This is a genomic window from Shewanella sp. 0m-8, assembly GCF_052977265.1.
Genome location: NZ_JBRIMB010000003.1, coordinates 1 through 18,661 on the forward strand (window position 1 = coordinate 1; position 18,661 = coordinate 18,661).

Annotated in this window: 15 protein-coding genes; 1 reads left to right on the forward strand and 14 read right to left on the reverse strand. The window is 43.8% G+C overall.

Annotation, left to right across the window (positions count from 1 at the left end):
• Positions 1-399 precede the first annotated feature (399 nt).
• From csrA to recA, 3 genes are all read right to left on the reverse strand, one after another.
• Positions 400-597, reverse strand: coding sequence for a carbon storage regulator CsrA (csrA, locus tag ACVBIO_RS02170; RefSeq protein WP_006082602.1), 198 nt, complete (start codon positions 595-597; stop codon positions 400-402).
• Positions 598-1,077: 480 nt separating this feature from the next.
• On the reverse strand, positions 1,078-3,702 hold the full coding sequence (alaS, locus tag ACVBIO_RS02175; RefSeq protein ID WP_447171867.1) for an alanine--tRNA ligase: 2,625 nt from the start codon (positions 3,700-3,702) through the stop codon (positions 1,078-1,080).
• A gap of 445 nt (positions 3,703-4,147) precedes the next feature.
• Entirely contained in the window at positions 4,148-5,215 is a 1,068-nt protein-coding gene (recA, locus tag ACVBIO_RS02180) for a recombinase RecA (RefSeq protein ID WP_447161860.1), read from the reverse strand.
• Between the two features lie 319 nt (positions 5,216-5,534).
• Here recA and mutS point away from each other — a divergent pair, with 319 nt between their 5' ends.
• Positions 5,535-8,114: a DNA mismatch repair protein MutS gene (gene mutS / locus ACVBIO_RS02185; RefSeq protein ID WP_447161861.1), complete on the forward strand. Its 2,580-nt coding sequence runs from the start codon at positions 5,535-5,537 to the stop codon at positions 8,112-8,114.
• 181 nt (positions 8,115-8,295) lie between these two features.
• Here mutS and rpoS read toward each other — a convergent pair whose 3' ends face one another.
• The 11 genes from rpoS to mazG all read right to left on the reverse strand — a co-directional run bounded on the left by rpoS (position 8,296) and on the right by mazG (position 18,609).
• Positions 8,296-9,264, reverse strand: a complete 969-nt coding sequence (rpoS, locus tag ACVBIO_RS02190) for an RNA polymerase sigma factor RpoS (RefSeq protein ID WP_447161862.1) — start codon at positions 9,262-9,264, stop codon at positions 8,296-8,298.
• An 82-nt stretch (positions 9,265-9,346) separates the two neighbouring features.
• Positions 9,347-10,243 (reverse strand): peptidoglycan DD-metalloendopeptidase family protein, encoded by an 897-nt coding sequence (locus ACVBIO_RS02195; protein WP_447171909.1) that lies wholly within the window; start codon positions 10,241-10,243, stop codon positions 9,347-9,349.
• A gap of 54 nt (positions 10,244-10,297) precedes the next feature.
• Positions 10,298-10,933 carry a protein-L-isoaspartate(D-aspartate) O-methyltransferase gene (locus ACVBIO_RS02200; RefSeq protein WP_447161863.1) on the reverse strand — a complete coding sequence of 212 codons (636 nt, stop codon included), beginning with the start codon at positions 10,931-10,933 and terminating at the stop codon, positions 10,298-10,300.
• A gap of 111 nt (positions 10,934-11,044) precedes the next feature.
• A complete protein-coding gene (gene surE / locus ACVBIO_RS02205; RefSeq protein WP_447163649.1) occupies positions 11,045-11,797 on the reverse strand; it encodes a 5'/3'-nucleotidase SurE in 753 nt (250 codons plus the stop codon).
• Positions 11,794-12,861, reverse strand: coding sequence for a tRNA pseudouridine(13) synthase TruD (gene truD / locus ACVBIO_RS02210; protein WP_447168876.1), 1,068 nt, complete (start codon positions 12,859-12,861; stop codon positions 11,794-11,796). Before truD ends, surE begins: the two co-directional genes overlap by 4 nt.
• 88 nt (positions 12,862-12,949) lie before the next feature.
• Positions 12,950-13,429 (reverse strand): 2-C-methyl-D-erythritol 2,4-cyclodiphosphate synthase, encoded by a 480-nt coding sequence (gene ispF / locus ACVBIO_RS02215; RefSeq protein WP_447168875.1) that lies wholly within the window; start codon positions 13,427-13,429, stop codon positions 12,950-12,952.
• 43 nt (positions 13,430-13,472) lie between these two features.
• A complete protein-coding gene (gene ispD / locus ACVBIO_RS02220) occupies positions 13,473-14,165 on the reverse strand; it encodes a 2-C-methyl-D-erythritol 4-phosphate cytidylyltransferase (protein ID WP_447161867.1) in 693 nt (230 codons plus the stop codon).
• Between the two features lie 78 nt (positions 14,166-14,243).
• Positions 14,244-14,540 (reverse strand): cell division protein FtsB, encoded by a 297-nt coding sequence (gene ftsB / locus ACVBIO_RS02225; RefSeq protein ID WP_447161868.1) that lies wholly within the window; start codon positions 14,538-14,540, stop codon positions 14,244-14,246.
• A gap of 86 nt (positions 14,541-14,626) precedes the next feature.
• The gene (eno, locus tag ACVBIO_RS02230) at positions 14,627-15,922 is read right to left on the reverse strand and encodes a phosphopyruvate hydratase (RefSeq protein ID WP_447161869.1); all 1,296 of its coding nucleotides are present in this window, start codon (positions 15,920-15,922) and stop codon (positions 14,627-14,629) included.
• 127 nt (positions 15,923-16,049) lie between these two features.
• Positions 16,050-17,690: a CTP synthase gene (locus ACVBIO_RS02235; RefSeq protein WP_447161870.1), complete on the reverse strand. Its 1,641-nt coding sequence runs from the start codon at positions 17,688-17,690 to the stop codon at positions 16,050-16,052.
• Between the two features lie 115 nt (positions 17,691-17,805).
• Entirely contained in the window at positions 17,806-18,609 is an 804-nt protein-coding gene (gene mazG / locus ACVBIO_RS02240; protein ID WP_447168874.1) for a nucleoside triphosphate pyrophosphohydrolase, read from the reverse strand.
• Between the last annotated feature and the right edge of the window lie 52 nt (positions 18,610-18,661).

The following is an 18,661-nucleotide window of genomic DNA, read 5'->3' on the forward strand; positions in this document are numbered from 1 at the left end:
ATTCGAACCCTCGATGGGAGTTAAAGCCCATACTCCCTTAGCAGGGGAGCGCCTTCGGCCACTCGGCCACCTCTCCGTTTCTTGGCGCACATATTACTGTCTGCCGAAAATAAGTCAAACCCTTTTTAAGAAAGCATTCCCGTTTGAGCTGTTTTTAAGCACCTTGCTTGTATAACAGTCTAACTTCCCCTTCAAATTGGATTTTTTAACTGTTTATGGAAACTTATAGACTCGAAAATTTGAAAAGTCAGCTATCAACTGACGACTAGAATTCTTCAATTGATCTCATTAAGATCAAAAGTTACCCACATCGATTAGTATTAGCATATTCAAGAGACATAAAATAAAAAAGCCAGTTATTAACTGGCTTCTAGAATTCTTAAATTGATCTGGATTAGATCAAAAGTTACCGCCTTCTGATGGCGTACCTGATTTTTCAGACTGAATGCGCTGGTAAATCTCTTCACGATGCACAGAGACTTCTTTAGGTGCATTTACACCAATTCTTACTTGGTTACCTTTAACGCCTAATACAGTGACAGTTACTTCATCACCAATCATCAGTGTTTCACCAACACGACGAGTCAATATCAGCATTATTTTGCTCCTTTAGTTCCTAATTCTGCTTTATACGGCATAATTCCGTTATAACTGTATTATAAGGTTAGCTTAGTACAAAATAACAGTATTCTATGAGAAAAGCGTCAAATAATTACACCTTTTTCAGTAAAATATCACAGTTAAGTGTTTGAAACCTTTTTAACCAGATTGAGAATAACTTTTACCCAATAAATATCATTATCAGGTGTTAACATTAAACTAGCATGAATTAGAAGATTACCCAAATCTAAGGCTACAATATACAAACTTAGGCTAAACAACTCTCTAATTCAGTTTTAAAATAAAGGCTATTCATCTTAAATTCCCTGCCCATAAACATCAGTAAAAATCACTATCAACCGGATATATACTCGCAGGAAAAAACGGTTTTAATAAATCAAAATAAGCTTATTTATTCCATAAAAAAACGTCCATAACGGACGTTTTTATTTAAGGTTAGCTATCGCTTTAGCCTATTTAAGACAGTTTAGCGGTTATCCAAGGGATAACTTGCTCTAACGCGCCGTCAAGGTTCTCTGGCTGGCTACCGCCAGCTTGAGCCATGTCAGGACGTCCGCCACCTTTACCACCAACTTGAACAGCGATAGAAGCGACTAATTCACCCGCTTTGACTTTGCCAGTCAAATCTTTAGTCACACCCACAATAAGGTTAACTTTTTCATCGCCAGCAATCGCTAACACAACGATACCCGATTGTAGCTTTTGCTTAAGCTCATCTTGCAAGCCGCGTAGTGCGCCTGCATCGATACCTTCAAGCTTCTTAACTAACACCTTAACGCCATTTACATCAACAGCTTCGCCAGCAAGATCGGCACTTGTCGCTGCAGCCAGCTTATCTTTCAACTGAGATAGCTCCTTTTCAAGCTGCTTAGTTTTATCAAGCTGCGCCTTAAGCTTAGTCACCACTGAAGCACTGTCACCCTTTAATAGTGCAGCAGCTTCTTCTAGGTCTGCTTGTTGCTTAGCAACATAGGCCATAGCAGCAGCACCGGTTACAGCCTCGATACGACGCACGCCTGCAGCAATACCACCTTCAGAGGTGATCTTGAATAAACCTATATCTCCTGTACGGCCAACGTGAGTACCACCACATAGCTCAATAGAGAAGTCACCCATGGTCACAACACGTACTTCAGAATCATATTTCTCACCAAACAGTGCCATTGCACCTTTTTCTTTGGCAGATTCGATATCCATGACTTCAGCAGTCAATTCGTGGTTACGACGAATTTGTGTATTAACAAGCTCTTCAACCTCTTTCAGCTCATGCGCTTTAACACCTTCAAAGTGAGAGAAGTCAAAACGTAAGCGGTCTGGATCGACCAAAGAACCTTTTTGAGTCACGTGAGTACCAAGTACTTGACGTAGCGCTGCGTGTAAAAGGTGGGTAACTGAGTGATTTAGCTCTGTTCTATGACGTAGCTTCTTATCAACATTAGCGGTTAATGCCTGACCGGTTTTAAGCTCGCCAGTGATAACACGCCCGATATGTCCAATTGCTTGACCATACTTTTGTGTGTCAGTAACAGTGAACTCAACTCCCTCTGCAATCAATATACCTTTATCGCCACTTTGACCGCCCGACTCACCATAAAATGGTGTGTTGTCGAGTACAATAACCGCTTCATCACCCGCCGCAATAGCGTCTGTTGCTTCACCTGATGTGAAGATAGCCGTTACTGTCGTTTGGTTATTAAGCTCGGTATAACCAGTGAAACGACTTTGTTCGTCAATTTTTAAACCTTCGTTATAGTCGGTATCAAACTGACCCGCAGCCTGTGCGCGACTGCGCTGCTCCGCCATTGCCACTTCAAAGCCAGCTTCATCGACAGTGATTTCACGCTCACGACAAACATCAGCAGTTAAATCGACAGGGAAGCCATAGGTGTCATAAAGCTTAAATGCTGTTTCGCCATCTAAAACATCAGTTGTTAATGCTGATAGCGCGGCATCCAAAATACCTAGCCCACGCTCTAATGTACGAGCAAACTGCTCCTCTTCAGCTTTAAGCGACTTCTCAACAATAGCTTGAGTCTCTTGCAAGCCTTTCGCTGCATCGCCCATCACTTCGATGAGTGTTGGTACTAACTTATAAAAGAAGCTTTCAGTTGCACCTAGCTTATTACCATGACGGACTGCACGACGAATAATACGACGCAGTACATAGCCGCGGCCTTCATTTGACGGCATAACGCCATCCGCAATCAAGAAGGCACATGAACGAATATGGTCAGCAATCACACGTAGCGATTTGTTTTCAAGATCTGTTACACCAAGAATAGCGGCCGCTTTCTTGATTAACGCTTGGAAAATATCAATCTCATAGTTTGAATGTACACCCTGCATAATGGCAGCGATACGCTCAATACCCATACCAGTATCAACAGATGGCTTAGGCAGTGGCTTCATCTCACCGTCAGCTTGACGGTTGTACTGCATAAATACGATGTTCCAGATCTCAATAAAGCGATCGCCATCTTCTTCAGGTGTACCAGGGCGTCCACCCCAGATATGATCGCCATGATCATAGAAGATTTCAGAACAAGGTCCACAAGGACCTGTGTCGCCCATTTGCCAGAAGTTATCTGATGCATAAGCTGCACCTTTATTGTCGCCGATGCGGATAATGTTTTCTGCTGCAACGCCAATTTTCTTATTCCAGATTTCAAACGCTTCATCATCTGTTTCATAAATGGTGACGCAAAGACGCTCTTTTGGCAGCTTTAATTCTTCAGTAAGGAAAGTCCATGCAAAGTTAATCGCTTCTTCTTTGAAGTAATCACCAAAGCTAAAGTTACCTAACATTTCAAAGAATGTATGGTGACGAGCTGTATAGCCAACGTTATCTAAATCGTTGTGCTTACCACCCGCGCGTACACAGCGCTGTGAAGAAGTTGCACGAGAGTAACTACGCTTATCAGCACCCAAAAACACATCTTTAAACTGGTTCATACCCGCATTAGTAAATAGTAGGGTTGGATCGTTCACAGGAACGAGCGAACTACTATCAACGACCTGGTGACCATTTGTGCGGAAATATTCCAAAAAAGCACTTCGCAGTGCTGCAGTGGTTTGATACATGAAACCGTCCTGAATTAGGTTGTGCAAATAGCTCCAAAAGAGCTGAGTGATAAATTTTTATGGATAGCATTATAAGCAGAGTCATGGCTAACAACCAGCCCTGTTGATACAAAACTGTGTAGTGGCTAAGAAATTAGCGCCCTGAAGCTTGAATGAGTCAATATAAGAAGATAACGGAATCTGCTAAATACTTGCTAGCGCATCAAATGTAGCCGTTTGTAGTTCGTCATAAACACAGTTGCGCAATGGGGAATATCATGACGCAATGAGTTTGTCGCTATCGAAGAGTTTTTAGTTGCAGAAAATAGAAATCTTGGATTAGTAATCTAGTCGAGCTCTCTTACGAGAATGGTCGCGGCGCACAGAGTTATTCATCGTGGAATAAAACTCATAGCGCAACCGCGAAATGCATAGCTGAAGCCTCAGCTATGCATTTAGAGTGGGCTTAAAATACTTCGCCAGTCTCTAAGTCAACGTTGTCACCGGCTGTATCGGCAGCCTCAGCAGTAACCTTCTCACCTTTGCCTAACAGCATAGCGCGTAGCGTCGTTTCGATTTCATCTGACACTGCAGGATTTTCGATTAAGTACTTACCTGCGTTTGCACGGCCTTGACCAATCTTATTGCCTTTATAGGCATACCAGGCACCTGACTTTTCAATTAGCTTATGCATAACACCTAAGTCAACGAGCTCGCCAGTTTTGTTAATGCCTTGGCCATAAAGGATCTGAAATTCAGCTTGTTTAAATGGCGCAGCAATTTTGTTCTTCACCACTTTTACGCGAGTTTCGTTACCAATCACCTCTTCTCTGTCTTTAATCGCACCTGTACGGCGGATATCTAGACGAACTGAAGCGTAAAACTTAAGTGCGTTACCACCAGTGGTCGTTTCAGGGTTACCGAACATTACACCAATTTTCATACGAATTTGGTTAATAAAAATAAGCAGAGTGTTTGACTGCTTAAGGTTACCAGCAAGCTTACGCATCGCTTGGCTCATCATACGCGCCGCAAGGCCCATGTGAGAGTCACCAATTTCACCTTCGATTTCAGCTTTTGGTGTCAATGCTGCTACCGAGTCAACGACGATAACATCTACAGCACCACTGCGTGTTAATGCGTCACAAATTTCTAGTGCTTGCTCACCGGTATCAGGCTGAGAACAAAGTAGGTTATCGATATCAACACCTAGCTTTTTAGCATAAATAGGGTCTAGAGCATGCTCTGCATCGATAAAGGCACAGGTTTTTCCCTGCTTCTGAGCTGCTGCAATCACTTCTAGGGTCAGTGTTGTTTTACCTGATGACTCTGGACCGTAGATTTCAACGATACGACCCATAGGCAATCCGCCTGCACCTAAAGCAACATCCAAAGATAATGAGCCAGTAGAAATCGTTTCTACGTCCATTGAACGGTCTTCACCTAGCTTCATGATTGAGCCTTTACCAAACTGCTTCTCAATCTGACCTAAAACGGCGTTCAATGCTTTCTCTTTATTTGGATCTATCTTCATTCTGATATCCTCTGGATCACAGTGCTACACGGTATTGGCACTGAATTTTCATTTGGTGACGACTCATTTTAGCCTTGGCTAGAGCCTCAATATGAAACTAGTATACTGTACAATCATACAGTATCAAGTGCTGTGTAAAAATATTTTACAAAAAGTTTAAAATCAATCATTTAGGAGCATCTAGCATTTTTGCACCGTAATTTATTGCTGAAACACTGTAAGAATTCCGCCTAATCTAGACAAAATATTGTTAAGATTAGCGCCAATATTGTTTCAGGCGCTTTTAGCCGCCACAGTAAATCACAGGCAAAACAAATCGATGACCGCTATTGATCCGCAAAGCTTAGAAAAACATACCCCAATGATGCGTCAATATTTGACGTTAAAAGCCCAACATCCAGACATGTTGCTCTTTTATCGTATGGGCGATTTCTATGAGCTCTTTTATGAGGATGCCAAACGAGCCTCTGAGCTACTAGGGATCTCATTAACCGCACGAGGTAAAAGTGGTGGAGACCCGATTCCGATGGCAGGTCTGCCCTATCATGCGGTTGAAGGTTATCTGGCCAAGCTAGTGCAACTTCGTGTTTCGGTAGCGATTTGCGAACAAATTGGCGATCCTGCGACCTCTAAGGGACCGGTTGAACGTAAAGTAGTACGTATCGTTACCCCTGGAACCTTAACCGATGAAGCCCTACTGCAAGAAAGACAAGACAACTTACTTGCAGCGCTTTACCAGGGTAAAACCGGATACGGCTATGCAACTTTAGATGTTGCTTCAGGTCGTTTTGTCATTACTGAACTTGCCAATACTGAAGCGCTTGAAGCCGAGTTACAACGGACCAACCCCGCTGAATTACTCTATAGCGAAGACTTCTCTGAAATGAGTCTAATCGCTGCAATGAATGGCACTCGACGCCGACCAGAATGGGAGTTCGACTACGACACTTGCCATCGATTACTGCTCAATCAGTTCGGCACTAAAGATTTAAAAGGCTTTGGCATCGAAGACGCGAGACTGTCACTCCAGGCTGCAGGCTGCTTAATGCAGTACGTCAAAGATACTCAACGTACCGCACTACCACATATCAACTCGATTGTGCGTTTTAATCAATCTGACAGCATAGTGCTAGATGCTGCAACGCGTCGTAACTTAGAGCTAACGGTGAACTTGCAAGGTGGGCGAGAAAACACCCTCGCCTCCGTGCTCGATAACACTGTTACGCCTATGGGCAGTCGTATGCTGCAGCGCTGGTTACATCAGCCACTTCGTGACCATGATATTATTCGTGCAAGACAGGCCTCGATTGAAGAGTTGCTGGGTAATGGTCACTATGAAGTGCTATCGGAAGATCTAAAAGCCCTTGGTGATATTGAGCGAATTACTGCACGTATTGCCCTACGCAATGCCCGTCCACGAGACTTTGCTCGCTTACGTCAAGCGCTCGCATTACTACCCCAGTTGCAACAAACGTTGACTCAAGCTACTGCTGCACACCTTAAATATCTATCGCAAGTGATTGGTGAGTTCCCCGATGAACTTGAGCTACTATCACGAGCCGTAGTCGATAATCCTCCGATGCTTATTCGTGATGGTGGTGTGATCCGTGAAGGATACAACGAAGAGCTCGATCAATGGCGTAAACTCAGTGAAGGCGCAACCGATTACCTTCATGAGCTTGAAGCTAGAGAAAAACACCAGACAGGAATTTCTACGTTAAAGGTCGGCTACAATCGCGTTCATGGCTACTATATCGAAGTCAGTCGCCGTGAGTCTGACTTGGTACCACTAAGCTACCAACGTAGACAAACACTCAAGAACACTGAACGCTATATTATCCCTGAGCTTAAAGAGCACGAAGAAAAGGTATTATCTAGCCAAGGTAAAGCGTTAGCGCTTGAAAAGCAGCTTTGGGAACAACTGTTTGATCTTATCTTGCCTAAATTACATGAGTTACAAGATTTTGCTAGAGCCTCTGCTGAATTAGACGTGCTATGTAATTTTGCCGAGCGTGCAGAGAGCCTGAACTATCACTGCCCAGAGCTATCAACTATTTCAGGGATCCAAATAGAAGCGGGTCGCCATCCAGTGGTAGAGCAAGTCAGCCAAAGCCCATTTATTGCCAATCCTGTGACTTTAAACAATCAACGCAAGATGTTAATTGTGACAGGTCCAAACATGGGCGGTAAATCTACCTATATGCGCCAAGTCGCATTGATTACCCTAATGGCACATATTGGCTGTTATGTACCAGCAGAGCATGCCGTTATTGGTCCTGTAGATCGAATATTCACCCGAATCGGTGCATCTGATGATTTAGCCTCTGGCCGTTCAACTTTCATGGTCGAGATGACTGAAACTGCCAACATCTTACATAACGCGACCCCTAACAGCTTAGTGTTGATGGATGAAATTGGCCGTGGAACTTCAACTTACGATGGTCTATCACTTGCTTGGTCTGCTGCAGAGTATTTGGCTACACACTTACAAGCAATGACGCTATTTGCCACCCATTACTTTGAGTTAACTCAACTGCCAGAGCAATTATCTAATGTGGAGAATGTGCATTTAGATGCCGTCGAGCATGGCGATAACATTGTATTTATGCATGCTGTTCAAGAAGGTGCAGCGAGCCGCAGTTATGGCCTACAGGTAGCTGCGCTTGCAGGTGTGCCTAATTGTGTGATTAGCGCCGCAAAGCATAAGTTGCATCAGTTAGAAAGCCGCGATCATGATAATCAATCCAATAATGCTCAGCAGCCTTTACAGCAAAGCATGAGCTTTTCAGCACCGGCGCCATCTCCCGCTTTGGAAGCATTAGCCAAGCTAAACCCGGATGAATTAACGCCAAGACAAGCATTAGATTATCTATACAACCTTAAGAAGTTGGCACTTTAATTGTTTGAAGTGCTCAGTCGCCATATTGCTTCAATATGGCTAAATTAAAGTGCACTGAATTAAAGTGCGCTGAGCTAAAGTGCGCTAAACGCCAAACATGAGATACTAAAAAAGCGCAGTTGATAATCAGCTGCGCTTTTATTTATACCCTTACTTTTTATACTCTAGATTACATTCTAGATTACACTCTGAAGATTGCTTCTACAGAAAGGCCTTGCGCCCCCAGTAAGTCCTTCAAGCGCTTAAGCGCCTCGACCTGAATTTGACGTACTCTTTCACGAGTCAAACCAATCTCTTTGCCTACATTTTCTAGAGTTGACGGCTCATAACCTAACAAACCGAATCGGCGCGCTAGCACTTCTCGTTGCTTAGTATTGAGTTCATCTAACCACTTAACAACGGACTTAGACATATCTTCATCCTGAACCTTATAATCTGGCCCTACGTTGTCATCATCAGCAAGTACATCTAATAAGGCTTTATCACTTTCGCCACCTAGCGGTGTATCGACAGAAGTAATTCTTTCATTGAGCTTGAGCATACGGCTAACATCTGCACTCGGTAAATCGAGTTGGTCAGCGATCTCTTCTGCTGTCGGTTCGTGATCCAGCTTATGTGCGAGCTCTCTGGCTGTACGCAAATAAACATTAAGCTCTTTGACAACATGAATAGGTAAGCGAATAGTACGAGTCTGATTCATGATTGCTCGTTCAATCGTCTGTCTAATCCACCATGTTGCATAGGTTGAGAATCTGAAACCACGCTCGGGGTCAAATTTTTCTACGGCACGGATCAAGCCCAAATTACCTTCTTCGATAAGATCTAGCAGCGCTAAGCCACGATTATTGTATCGACGAGCAATTTTTACGACTAGCCTAAGGTTACTTTCAATCATACGATTGCGAGATTTCTCACAGCCTTTTAAGGACTTTCGTGAAAAATAGACTTCTTCCTCAGCACTGAGGAGGGGGGAAAAACCAATTTCGCCTAGATACAATTGAGTCGCATCTAGATTTTTTTGTAGATCATCTTGTACTTGCTGCTCAAGTTCAGCTTCTTTGATCTCTTGTTTAGTATCTTTATTCGTTAACTGATCTGCAGATTGACTTTTAGCGTTATCTGCTACAACGGCATTACTTACTCTGCCCATAATATCTCTCCCGAATTTCTAAATAAATTACTGCACGTTACTATCCTCCGATCCGCCAAATTGGCAACCTAACAAACATTAACTATTGTTTAGGCAAAAATTTTAAAGGGTTTACTGACTTACCATGGTAGCGGATCTCAAAATGTAGCATGACCCGATTAGTACCAGTATTACCCATTGTCGCTACAGTCTGTCCAATCGTGACAGCCTGCTTTTCTTTAACTAAGATCTTATCTGCATGAGCATAAGCACTGAGATAATCATCACTATGTTTGATGATAACCAAATTACCGTACCCTCGAAGTGCACTACCAGCATAAACAACTCTACCGCTTGCAGCTGCTTTAATCGCATCACCTCGATTTCCAGCGATCTTTATTCCTTTATTTCCCTGCTCTTTGGCAGAGAAAGTACCAAACACTTTTCCTTTTACAGGCCATGACCATTTGCTTACTTTGTTTGGAAGCTCGGCTGGCTTGTGGACAACCCCGTTAACATCTTGTTGACTGCTTGTAACAGAATACGCAGACTTAGGATTAGGATCAAGCTGTTTTTTTGACCTTTCATTCTGAGGACTTACAGATACTGGTTTAATACTAACCTGTTGACTTGAATCGCTTTTACTCGATTTAACTGGTTTTTTAGGCGCTGAATTAGTTGTTTTTTTAACACTTTGGCTATTTGTAACATATTTTTTAGAGCTTAAGCTCAAAACTTGTCCAGGGTAGATGGTATAAGGCTTTGGTAGACGATTGCTCTTAGCAATATCAACGAAATCTTTATTAGATCCCCATGCGATTGAATATAAAGTATCGCCTTTTTTAACCACATAACGGCTTGCCGTTATCGATCCTTTACTGATCGACGGCGTTGATGGTCCGTTCAAAGACTCCACAGGAGCGGGCCTATCAGCCTGAAAACTACAGCCACATAGCACCAGTGATAGGCAGACACTTAACAAACATACCAACCTCATTATTAACTCATCACCCCAAATCAACCTATTTCACTGTTTAATGCTTATGGAAAAAAACTATGCAAGTTCGCCATTAATAAGTGGCACGAAACGAACATCTTCAACGACTTCAGACGAATATTTATCACCACGACGTGTCACTGTTAATAACTGCTGCGCGGTTTCCCCAACCGGGATCACTAAGATGCCACCGTCAACTAACTGAGAGACCAATGCCTCGGGAATTGAGCTTGCTGCAGCAGTAACCATGATTGCATCATAAAGGCCTTTACTCGGCCATCCTTGCCAACCATCACCATATTTAAAAGCGATATTGTGTAAGTCGAGCCTTTTTAATCTTTGCCTAGCTTGGATCTGTAAGCTCTTGATCCGCTCCACAGTAAACAGCTGCGGTACTAATTTTGCCAAAATGGCAGCTTGATAACCTGAGCCAGTTCCTATCTCTAACACCTTTGTTGGCTTAGTTTGCAAGATGATCTCTGTCATTTTAGCAACAATATAGGGCTGAGAAATCGTTTGCCCTTGCCCTATAGGCAGCGCCGTATTCTCATAAGCTTTGTGACCCAGAGCAGCATCGAGAAATTGCTCTCTCGGGGTGTTTGCCACAGCCAGTAGTACCGCTTCATTACGGATCCCTGCCTCAAACAAACTTCTTGCAAGGTTCAATGCTGATGTTGAGGCGACTGGGTTCATATTTCTGTTATTCCAATAGTCCAAAATGTCATTTATTCGAACAGTGATGATACTGTTATTGGGCAATTCATTAATTTCAGCACGCCCCATGTAAACAAGGTCGTGCACCAATTAATCGTGGATCTGAGTTAGCCAGTTCTCTAAGGCACTCACTTGCTCAAATGCCGTTAAATCAACAGTGAGCGGCGTGATAGACACATAGCCGTTGGCAACGGCATAAAAGTCAGTTCCTTCACTCGCATCTTGCTCATCACCTGGTGGGCCTAACCAAAAAATCTCTCGGCCCGCAGGATCTTGGGTTCTCACCATCCCTTCGGCTCGATGCCGTGCACCAAGGCGGGTTATCTTAATGCCTTTGACTTCATCCAAAGGAAGATCTGGCACATTAATATTCAAGATTTTATCTTGTGCAACTGGGCTCTCTTGCAAAGCTTTAACAATTTTTAACGCATAATGAGCCGCGGTATCATAGTGTTTCAACTCATGACCAACTAATGAGATAGCAATGGCTGGAAAGCCTAAGAAGCGCCCCTCCATTGCAGCGGCAACGGTACCTGAATACAGAGTATCATCCCCCATATTCGCACCCGCATTAATACCAGATACCACCATATCGGGTTCATCTTGATACAGCTCTCTAATTGCTAAGTGCACACAATCAGTCGGCGTGCCACTCACCGAAATAAAACCATTATCTAAGGTATTCAGTCGTAGTGGATTGGTCAAGGTTAACGAGTTACTCGCACCAGAGCAGTTTCTATCAGGTCCAACCGTCAATGTTTCTGCTATTTGGCTCAATGCTGCGGTTAACGCAGCAATACCTTCAGCATTCACACCATCGTCATTGCTGATCAAAATCTTCATTGCTCAGCCTCAGCGCTTCTTTGTTCAGCGAGCATCTGTTGACGCGCGACTTCTTGAACATCTTGATACTGAAACAGCTCACGCAGTATCGAGGTTGCATAAGAGCCTGATGGTAATGCAAATTTAAGGGTAATGGTATCTTCATCTACTTGATATTGCAGATGTTGTGGCTCAAGTAACAAAGCACGTCTCTCTTGGCTAAGACCTGCATGCTCTAAACCGTCTTTATCAATTGCGAGTGACTCAAGAGCGTCTGCCTCGCACAGAGCGGCTTCTCCCTGAGCAAGCGGTAAGCCACGCCCCCATAATGGTGCAGAAAGCTGAATATCTTTATTATTTAGGCGCTCTATTAATGTTTCATCCCACAGCTCTGCAACAAAGTAACTTTTGCTGCCAGCAAGCATGACACAATCACCCGCTAAGGGTTTAGTGCCGTGCAGCGCTAAACGACCTGAACCAGCAACATTAAACACGTTTGAGCGTACTGCAGACAGATACATACTACGCTTGTTACGGTCTTTAACTTTACGGCCTGTAAACATCTGGCGACCAAACACTAAATTTTTACCATCATGCCCAAAACGTTGCTCACCAAAATAGTTCGGTACGCCTTGTTCCCTAACTAAGTCAATACGTCTAATCACATCATTAATATCGCTAACATTACGTAAAATTAGGGTAAAGCGATTGCCTGCTAGTGCGCCAATCCGTAGCTTTTTGCTGTGTCTTGCAGCGCTAAGTACTGTAACTTGCTCACAATTTAGCTGCTGCCAGTCTGGCGTTTCTTTGCCTGGAATACGCACCCCAAACCACTGTTCTGTCACTGCATGCTTATCTTTTTGACCTGCATATGTCACCTCTTTTGGGTGTACATGCGCAAAGATCGATAGCCTCTTGACTATTTCAAGAGTATTGAGTCCGTCTTTACGGATGTGGAGCAAATGATGCTCACCCTCGCCTGTCGGTGCGAAAGGCAAAATCTCTTGCACTTGAAAGTCACTATTATGGGTACGCAGATCGGCAGTGGAAGTTGGCTTGCCGTATAAATAATGTAATTCGCTCATATCGCTAAATGATCTCACTAAAGTATCTGACTATCTTTAAAATCTATTGTTACTACAGCTTGCTAAGCTAGCAAGCCTACACAATTAACTAGGCTTTTATCATCAGCACAACGGCTTCAACTGCTATGCCTTCTTTTCTGCCAGTAAAGCCAAGCTTTTCCGTTGTTGTCGCCTTAACATTGATATCATTAATATCTGCTGCAAGATCTTCAGATAACAACGCTCGAATAGCTTCTATATGAGGAGCCATTTTCGGCGCCTGAGCAATAATCGTGACATCTAAGTTAGATAGGCTAAAGCCCATATCGGTCGCCAACGTATAGCAATGCCTTAACAGGACACGGCTGTCAGCGCCTTTGAACTCGGGGTCGGTATCTGGGAAATGCTTGCCAATGTCGCCTAGCGCCATCGCTCCAAGAATCGCATCAGAGATTGCATGCAGGACGACATCACCATCAGAATGTGCAATTAAGCCCACATCGTAAGGTACTTCGACACCGCCTAGAATAAGTGGTGGCTCGCCACCAAACTTGTGTACATCAAACCCGTGACCAATTCTAATTTTCATAGGTGTTCCTATTTATCTATCTAATGGATGCTACGGCTGCTTGTTATAGTGTATTTTTGAGAAACAGCGCTGCAAGTTGCAAATCATCTGGGTGCGTCACTTTAATGTTATCGGCACGTCCTGAGACGATCCCCGGCATAATTCCAGCCCACTCCATAGCAGAGGCCTCATCAGTGATCAGTGCACCAGCAGCTAATGCATCGCTCAAGTGATGCATCAAACTTGAAACAGGAAAGTATTGCGGCGTTAATGCATGCCATAGTCTTTCTCGGCAGACTGTTTCACTAATTAAGCCATTAGCATCGCTACGTTTCATCGTATCACGCACTGGCGCCGCTAAAATGGCACCCTGCGGGAACGTACTAGCAGACTCAATTAACTTATCTATATCATGATGGGTCAAACACGGACGCGCAGCATCATGCACTAATGCCCAAGCATCTAGACTCGCAACCTTTAACGCAGCTAATACCGAGTCTGCCCGCTCTTGGCCGCCATTAACACATTGCAATTTTGGGTGTTTAGCTTGCTCCAAACTGGCAAAGATGGCGTCTGCCGGATTCAACGCGACAATCACTTTCTCAATGTTTGGATGTGATAATAGACAATCTAAGGTATGGCTCAAGATGCTCTGCTGGTTTAGCTGAAGGTACTGCTTTGGGATCTCTGCCCCCATACGACTACCAATACCGGCAGCTGGGACAATTGCAATAATTTGCTTAGGTGTTTGGCTCATGATTGAGCTCCATATATTAACGACATCTTTCTCTCATCGACCTAGGACTTTACTAAATACACAAACAATCAACGCTGGTTAATCATTTGGTTTATTGCCGCGTTCGCCTCCGACAACACGGAAGAAGGTTTCTCCCTCTTTAACCATGCCTAACTCATTGCGAGCACGCTCTTCTAACGCCTCGGTGCCACTACGAAGATCATTAATCTCTTCTCTTAAGACTTGGTTACGTGCAACTAATTGCGCATTACTTTGCTGCTGAAGCTTAATTTGCTCCTGCAAATGAAAAGACTCAGCAAGGCTCTTCTCCCCAAACCAAAGGCGATATTCAAGCATGGCAAGCAAAGCGATTAATACAATAAGAAGGCGTTTCATGATTAACAATAGAAATTGAGAATATTAGACAGATAGTACAACAAAAAAGGCCACCGAGTGGTGGCCTTTTTAAAGTTTATAGCGATTTATGCTTGACCTTTGATCTCTTTAAGACCGTTATAAGGAGCTTTTTCGCCTAACTGCTCTTCGATACGAAGTAGCTGATTGTACTTAGCAACACGATCACTACGGCATAGTGAACCCGTCTTGATTTGACCTGCAGAAGTCGCTACAGCAAGATCGGCAATCGTTGCATCTTCAGTTTCACCACTACGGTGAGAGATCACCACAGTGTAACCCGCTTCTTTCGCCATGCGAATTGCAGCTAGGGTTTCAGTAAGTGAACCGATTTGGTTAAACTTAATCAGGATTGAGTTAGCAATATTGTTGTCGATACCGCGCTTTAAGATCTTAGTGTTAGTTACGAATAAGTCGTCACCAACAAGCTGGATCTTGTCACCCATGATTTGAGTCTGGTAAGCCCAGCCATCCCAATCTGACTCGTCTAAGCCATCTTCGATTGAAGCAATTGGGTACTGCTCGGTTAGCGACTTAAGGAAGTCAGAGAAACCGTTTGCAGAGAATACTTTTCCTTCACCAGATAGGTCATATTGACCATCTTTATAAAACTCAGATGCAGCGCAATCTAGTGCTAGTGTAACGTCAGTACCTAGCGTGTAACCTGCTTGCTCTACTGCAACCTTGATGATGGCAAGTGCGTCAGCATTTGATGCTAGGTCTGGTGCGAAACCACCTTCATCACCCACTGAAGTGCTTAGGCCTTTAGCCTTAAGCACACTCTTTAGACTATGGAAGATTTCAGCGCCCATACGTAGTGCTTCACGGAAGCTTTTCGCACCAACAGGTTGAACCATGAACTCTTGGATATCAACGTTGTTATCAGCGTGCTCACCACCGTTTAAGATGTTCATCATAGGAACAGGCATAGAGTACTGGCCAGGGGTGCCGTTTAGATCAGCGATGTGCGCATATAAAGGAACGCCTTTAAATGCTGCAGCCGCTTTAGCAGCAGCCAAAGAAACTGCAAGAATCGCGTTAGCGCCTAGCTTATCTTTGTTTTCTGTGCCATCTACGTCGATCATGATTTGGTCAAGTTCAGCTTGCGCTGTTGCATCTTTGCCCATCAACGCATCACGGATAAGTCCGTTGATGTTTTCAACAGCTTTTAATACACCTTTACCCATGTAACGTGCTTTATCGCCATCACGAAGCTCTAATGCTTCACGGCTACCAGTAGATGCGCCTGATGGTGCAGCAGCCATCCCCATGAATCCGCCTTCTAAATGAACTTCAGCTTCAACAGTTGGGTTACCGCGAGAATCCATGATTTCGCGACCGATAATGTTAATAATCTTAGCCATAATGCCCTCGATTTAAGTTTTAAAGATAAATTTAAAGATAAAAGTAAAACGAAATTCTGTTCATCTAAACTTGCATCGCTAGAAACAAAAAAACCGCCCCCATAGCATGGAAGCGGTTGTGTTTTGTTTAGTCTTCTAAATCACGTTTCTGGTAGGCAGCTGCGGCAGCAACAAACCCTTCAAATAACGGCTGACCATCGCGAGGAGTCGATGTAAACTCTGGGTGGAATTGACCGGCTACGAACCATGGGTGGTTTGGCAACTCAATCATTTCAACCAGTGAGCGGTCTGATGAAAGACCACTAAAGATCAAGCCTGCTTTTTCAAGGCGCTCTTTATAATTGTTATTCACTTCGTAACGGTGACGATGACGCTCTACACAGGTTGTCGATTTATAAGCCTTTGCAGCTTTAGTGCCTTCTTCAAGGTGACATAGCTGAGCACCTAGACGCATAGTACCGCCTAAATCAGACTCTTCATGACGCTCTTCAACTTGGCCATCTTCATTGATCCACTCAGTGATCAAACCAACAACTGGATGCGGCGTATTTGGTGCAAACTCAGTTGAGTGTGCGCCTTCAAGACCCGCTACATGGCGTGCGAATTCAATCAACGCAACCTGCATACCTAAACAGATACCAAAATATGGAAGGTTATTTTCACGAGCGTACTGAGCCGCCATGATCTTACCTTCAACACCGCGCTCACCGAATCCGCCAGGAACCAAGATACCGTCTAAGCCTTGTAGGACTTCATCACCCTTAGCTTCTACGTTTTGTGAATCAATATACTTGATGTTCACTGATACGCGATTAAATAGACCCGCATGCTTTAAGGCTTCGTTAACTGACTTATATGCATCAGGTAGTTCAATGTACTTACCTACCATACCAATCGTCACTTCACCTACAGGGTTAGCTTCTTGGTAAACAACCTGTTCCCACTCAGACAAATCGGCTTCTTTACAATCGATGCCGAAACGCTTGGTCACAAGTTGGTCTAGACCTTGTGCTTTTAGTAGTGCAGGGATCTTATAGATACTGTCTACGTCTTTTAGTGAGATAACTGCACGTTCTTCAACATTACAGAATAGAGAAATCTTAGCTTTCTCGTTTGCAGGAATAGCGCGATCACCACGACAAACCAACACATCTGGAGCGATACCGATAGAACGTAGCTCTTTTACAGAGTGCTGTGTTGGCTTAGTCTTAACTTCGCCCGCCGCGCCTAAGAAAGGAACAAGCGTCAAATGCATAAATAGGGTTCTATCACGGCCAAGCTCAACGCCTAGCTGACGGATAGACTCTAGGAATGGTAATGATTCAATATCACCTACCGTGCCACCAATCTCAACAATCGCCACATCATGACCTTCGCCACCAGCAAGGACTTTTTCCTTGATAGCGTTAGTAATGTGTGGAATAACCTGAATGGTTGCACCTAAGTAGTCACCACGACGTTCTTTACGAAGTACTTCTTCATAAATACGACCCGTAGTAAAGTTGTTACGACGGTTCATCTTGGTACGGATGAAACGCTCATAGTGACCTAAATCTAGATCAGTTTCAGCGCCGTCTTCTGTCACAAACACTTCACCGTGTTGTGTTGGACTCATGGTACCTGGATCTACGTTAATGTATGGATCCAGCTTCATAATGGTTACGTTTAGGCCGCGAGCCTCTAATATTGCAGCCAAAGAAGCTGCTGCAATGCCTTTACCTAGTGATGAAACCACGCCACCAGTAACGAAGATATACCTTGTAGTCATGCTGAACCTGAGAAAATGAGTTGGAAATATGTGCTTGTAAGAAAGCACTAGGACGGGGCAATATTATACCAAAGCAACAGTGATTCGACAAACTAGAATTAACTTAAAAGCTAAGTTATTTATTTCTCTCATCCAGTTTTACTTTATCCCAGTAGCCATCTAGCTCCGTTAATGAGTGTTCATTCATGCTGCGACCGTCCGCTTGCGCATAGGCTTCAACACCTCTAAATCGTCTTTCAAACTTATGATTTGCTTGCCTTAATGCCTTTTCAGGCTCAACCCCTAAGTGCCGGGCAAGGTTCACAACGGCAAACAATAAGTCACCCATTTCGTCTTGCACTTTTTGAGCATCGATTTTTTCTTGCTCAACTTCAAAAAGCACTTCATCGATCTCTTCATGGATTTTTGCAACCACCGGCGGTAACTCTGCCCAGTCAAAACCCACTCGGGCAACACGCTTTTGAATTTTCATTGAGCGTGATAATGCAGGCAAACTCAGTGGAATATCATCGAGTACAGAATCGAGTGCACGTTCGCTGCGCTCTAAAGCTTTTAACTGTTCCCAGTTTTGCTTGATCTCATCAGTACTTATTGTTGCTAATCCTTCAAACACATGGGGGTGACGGCGAGTCAATTTATCGCATATCCGCTCAACCACGGTATTGAAATCAAAAAGCCCCTGCTCTTTTCCCAACTGGCAGTAAAATACCACCTGAAAGAGTAGATCACCTAACTCGTCAGGCAACTCATCAAGCGCCATACGCTCAATGGTATCGGCGACTTCATAAGCCTCTTCGATAGTAAAAGGGACGATAGTTTGAAAACTCTGCGCCTTATCCCAAGGGCAACCCGAATCAGGATCACGCAGCTTGTGCATAATATTGAGTAGGGGGCGAGTATCACCAACAAAGCTTGTCATTTTACTTTCCTATTAACCTGTTCTTATATCGCCTGGTGTTTATTGCCCACAA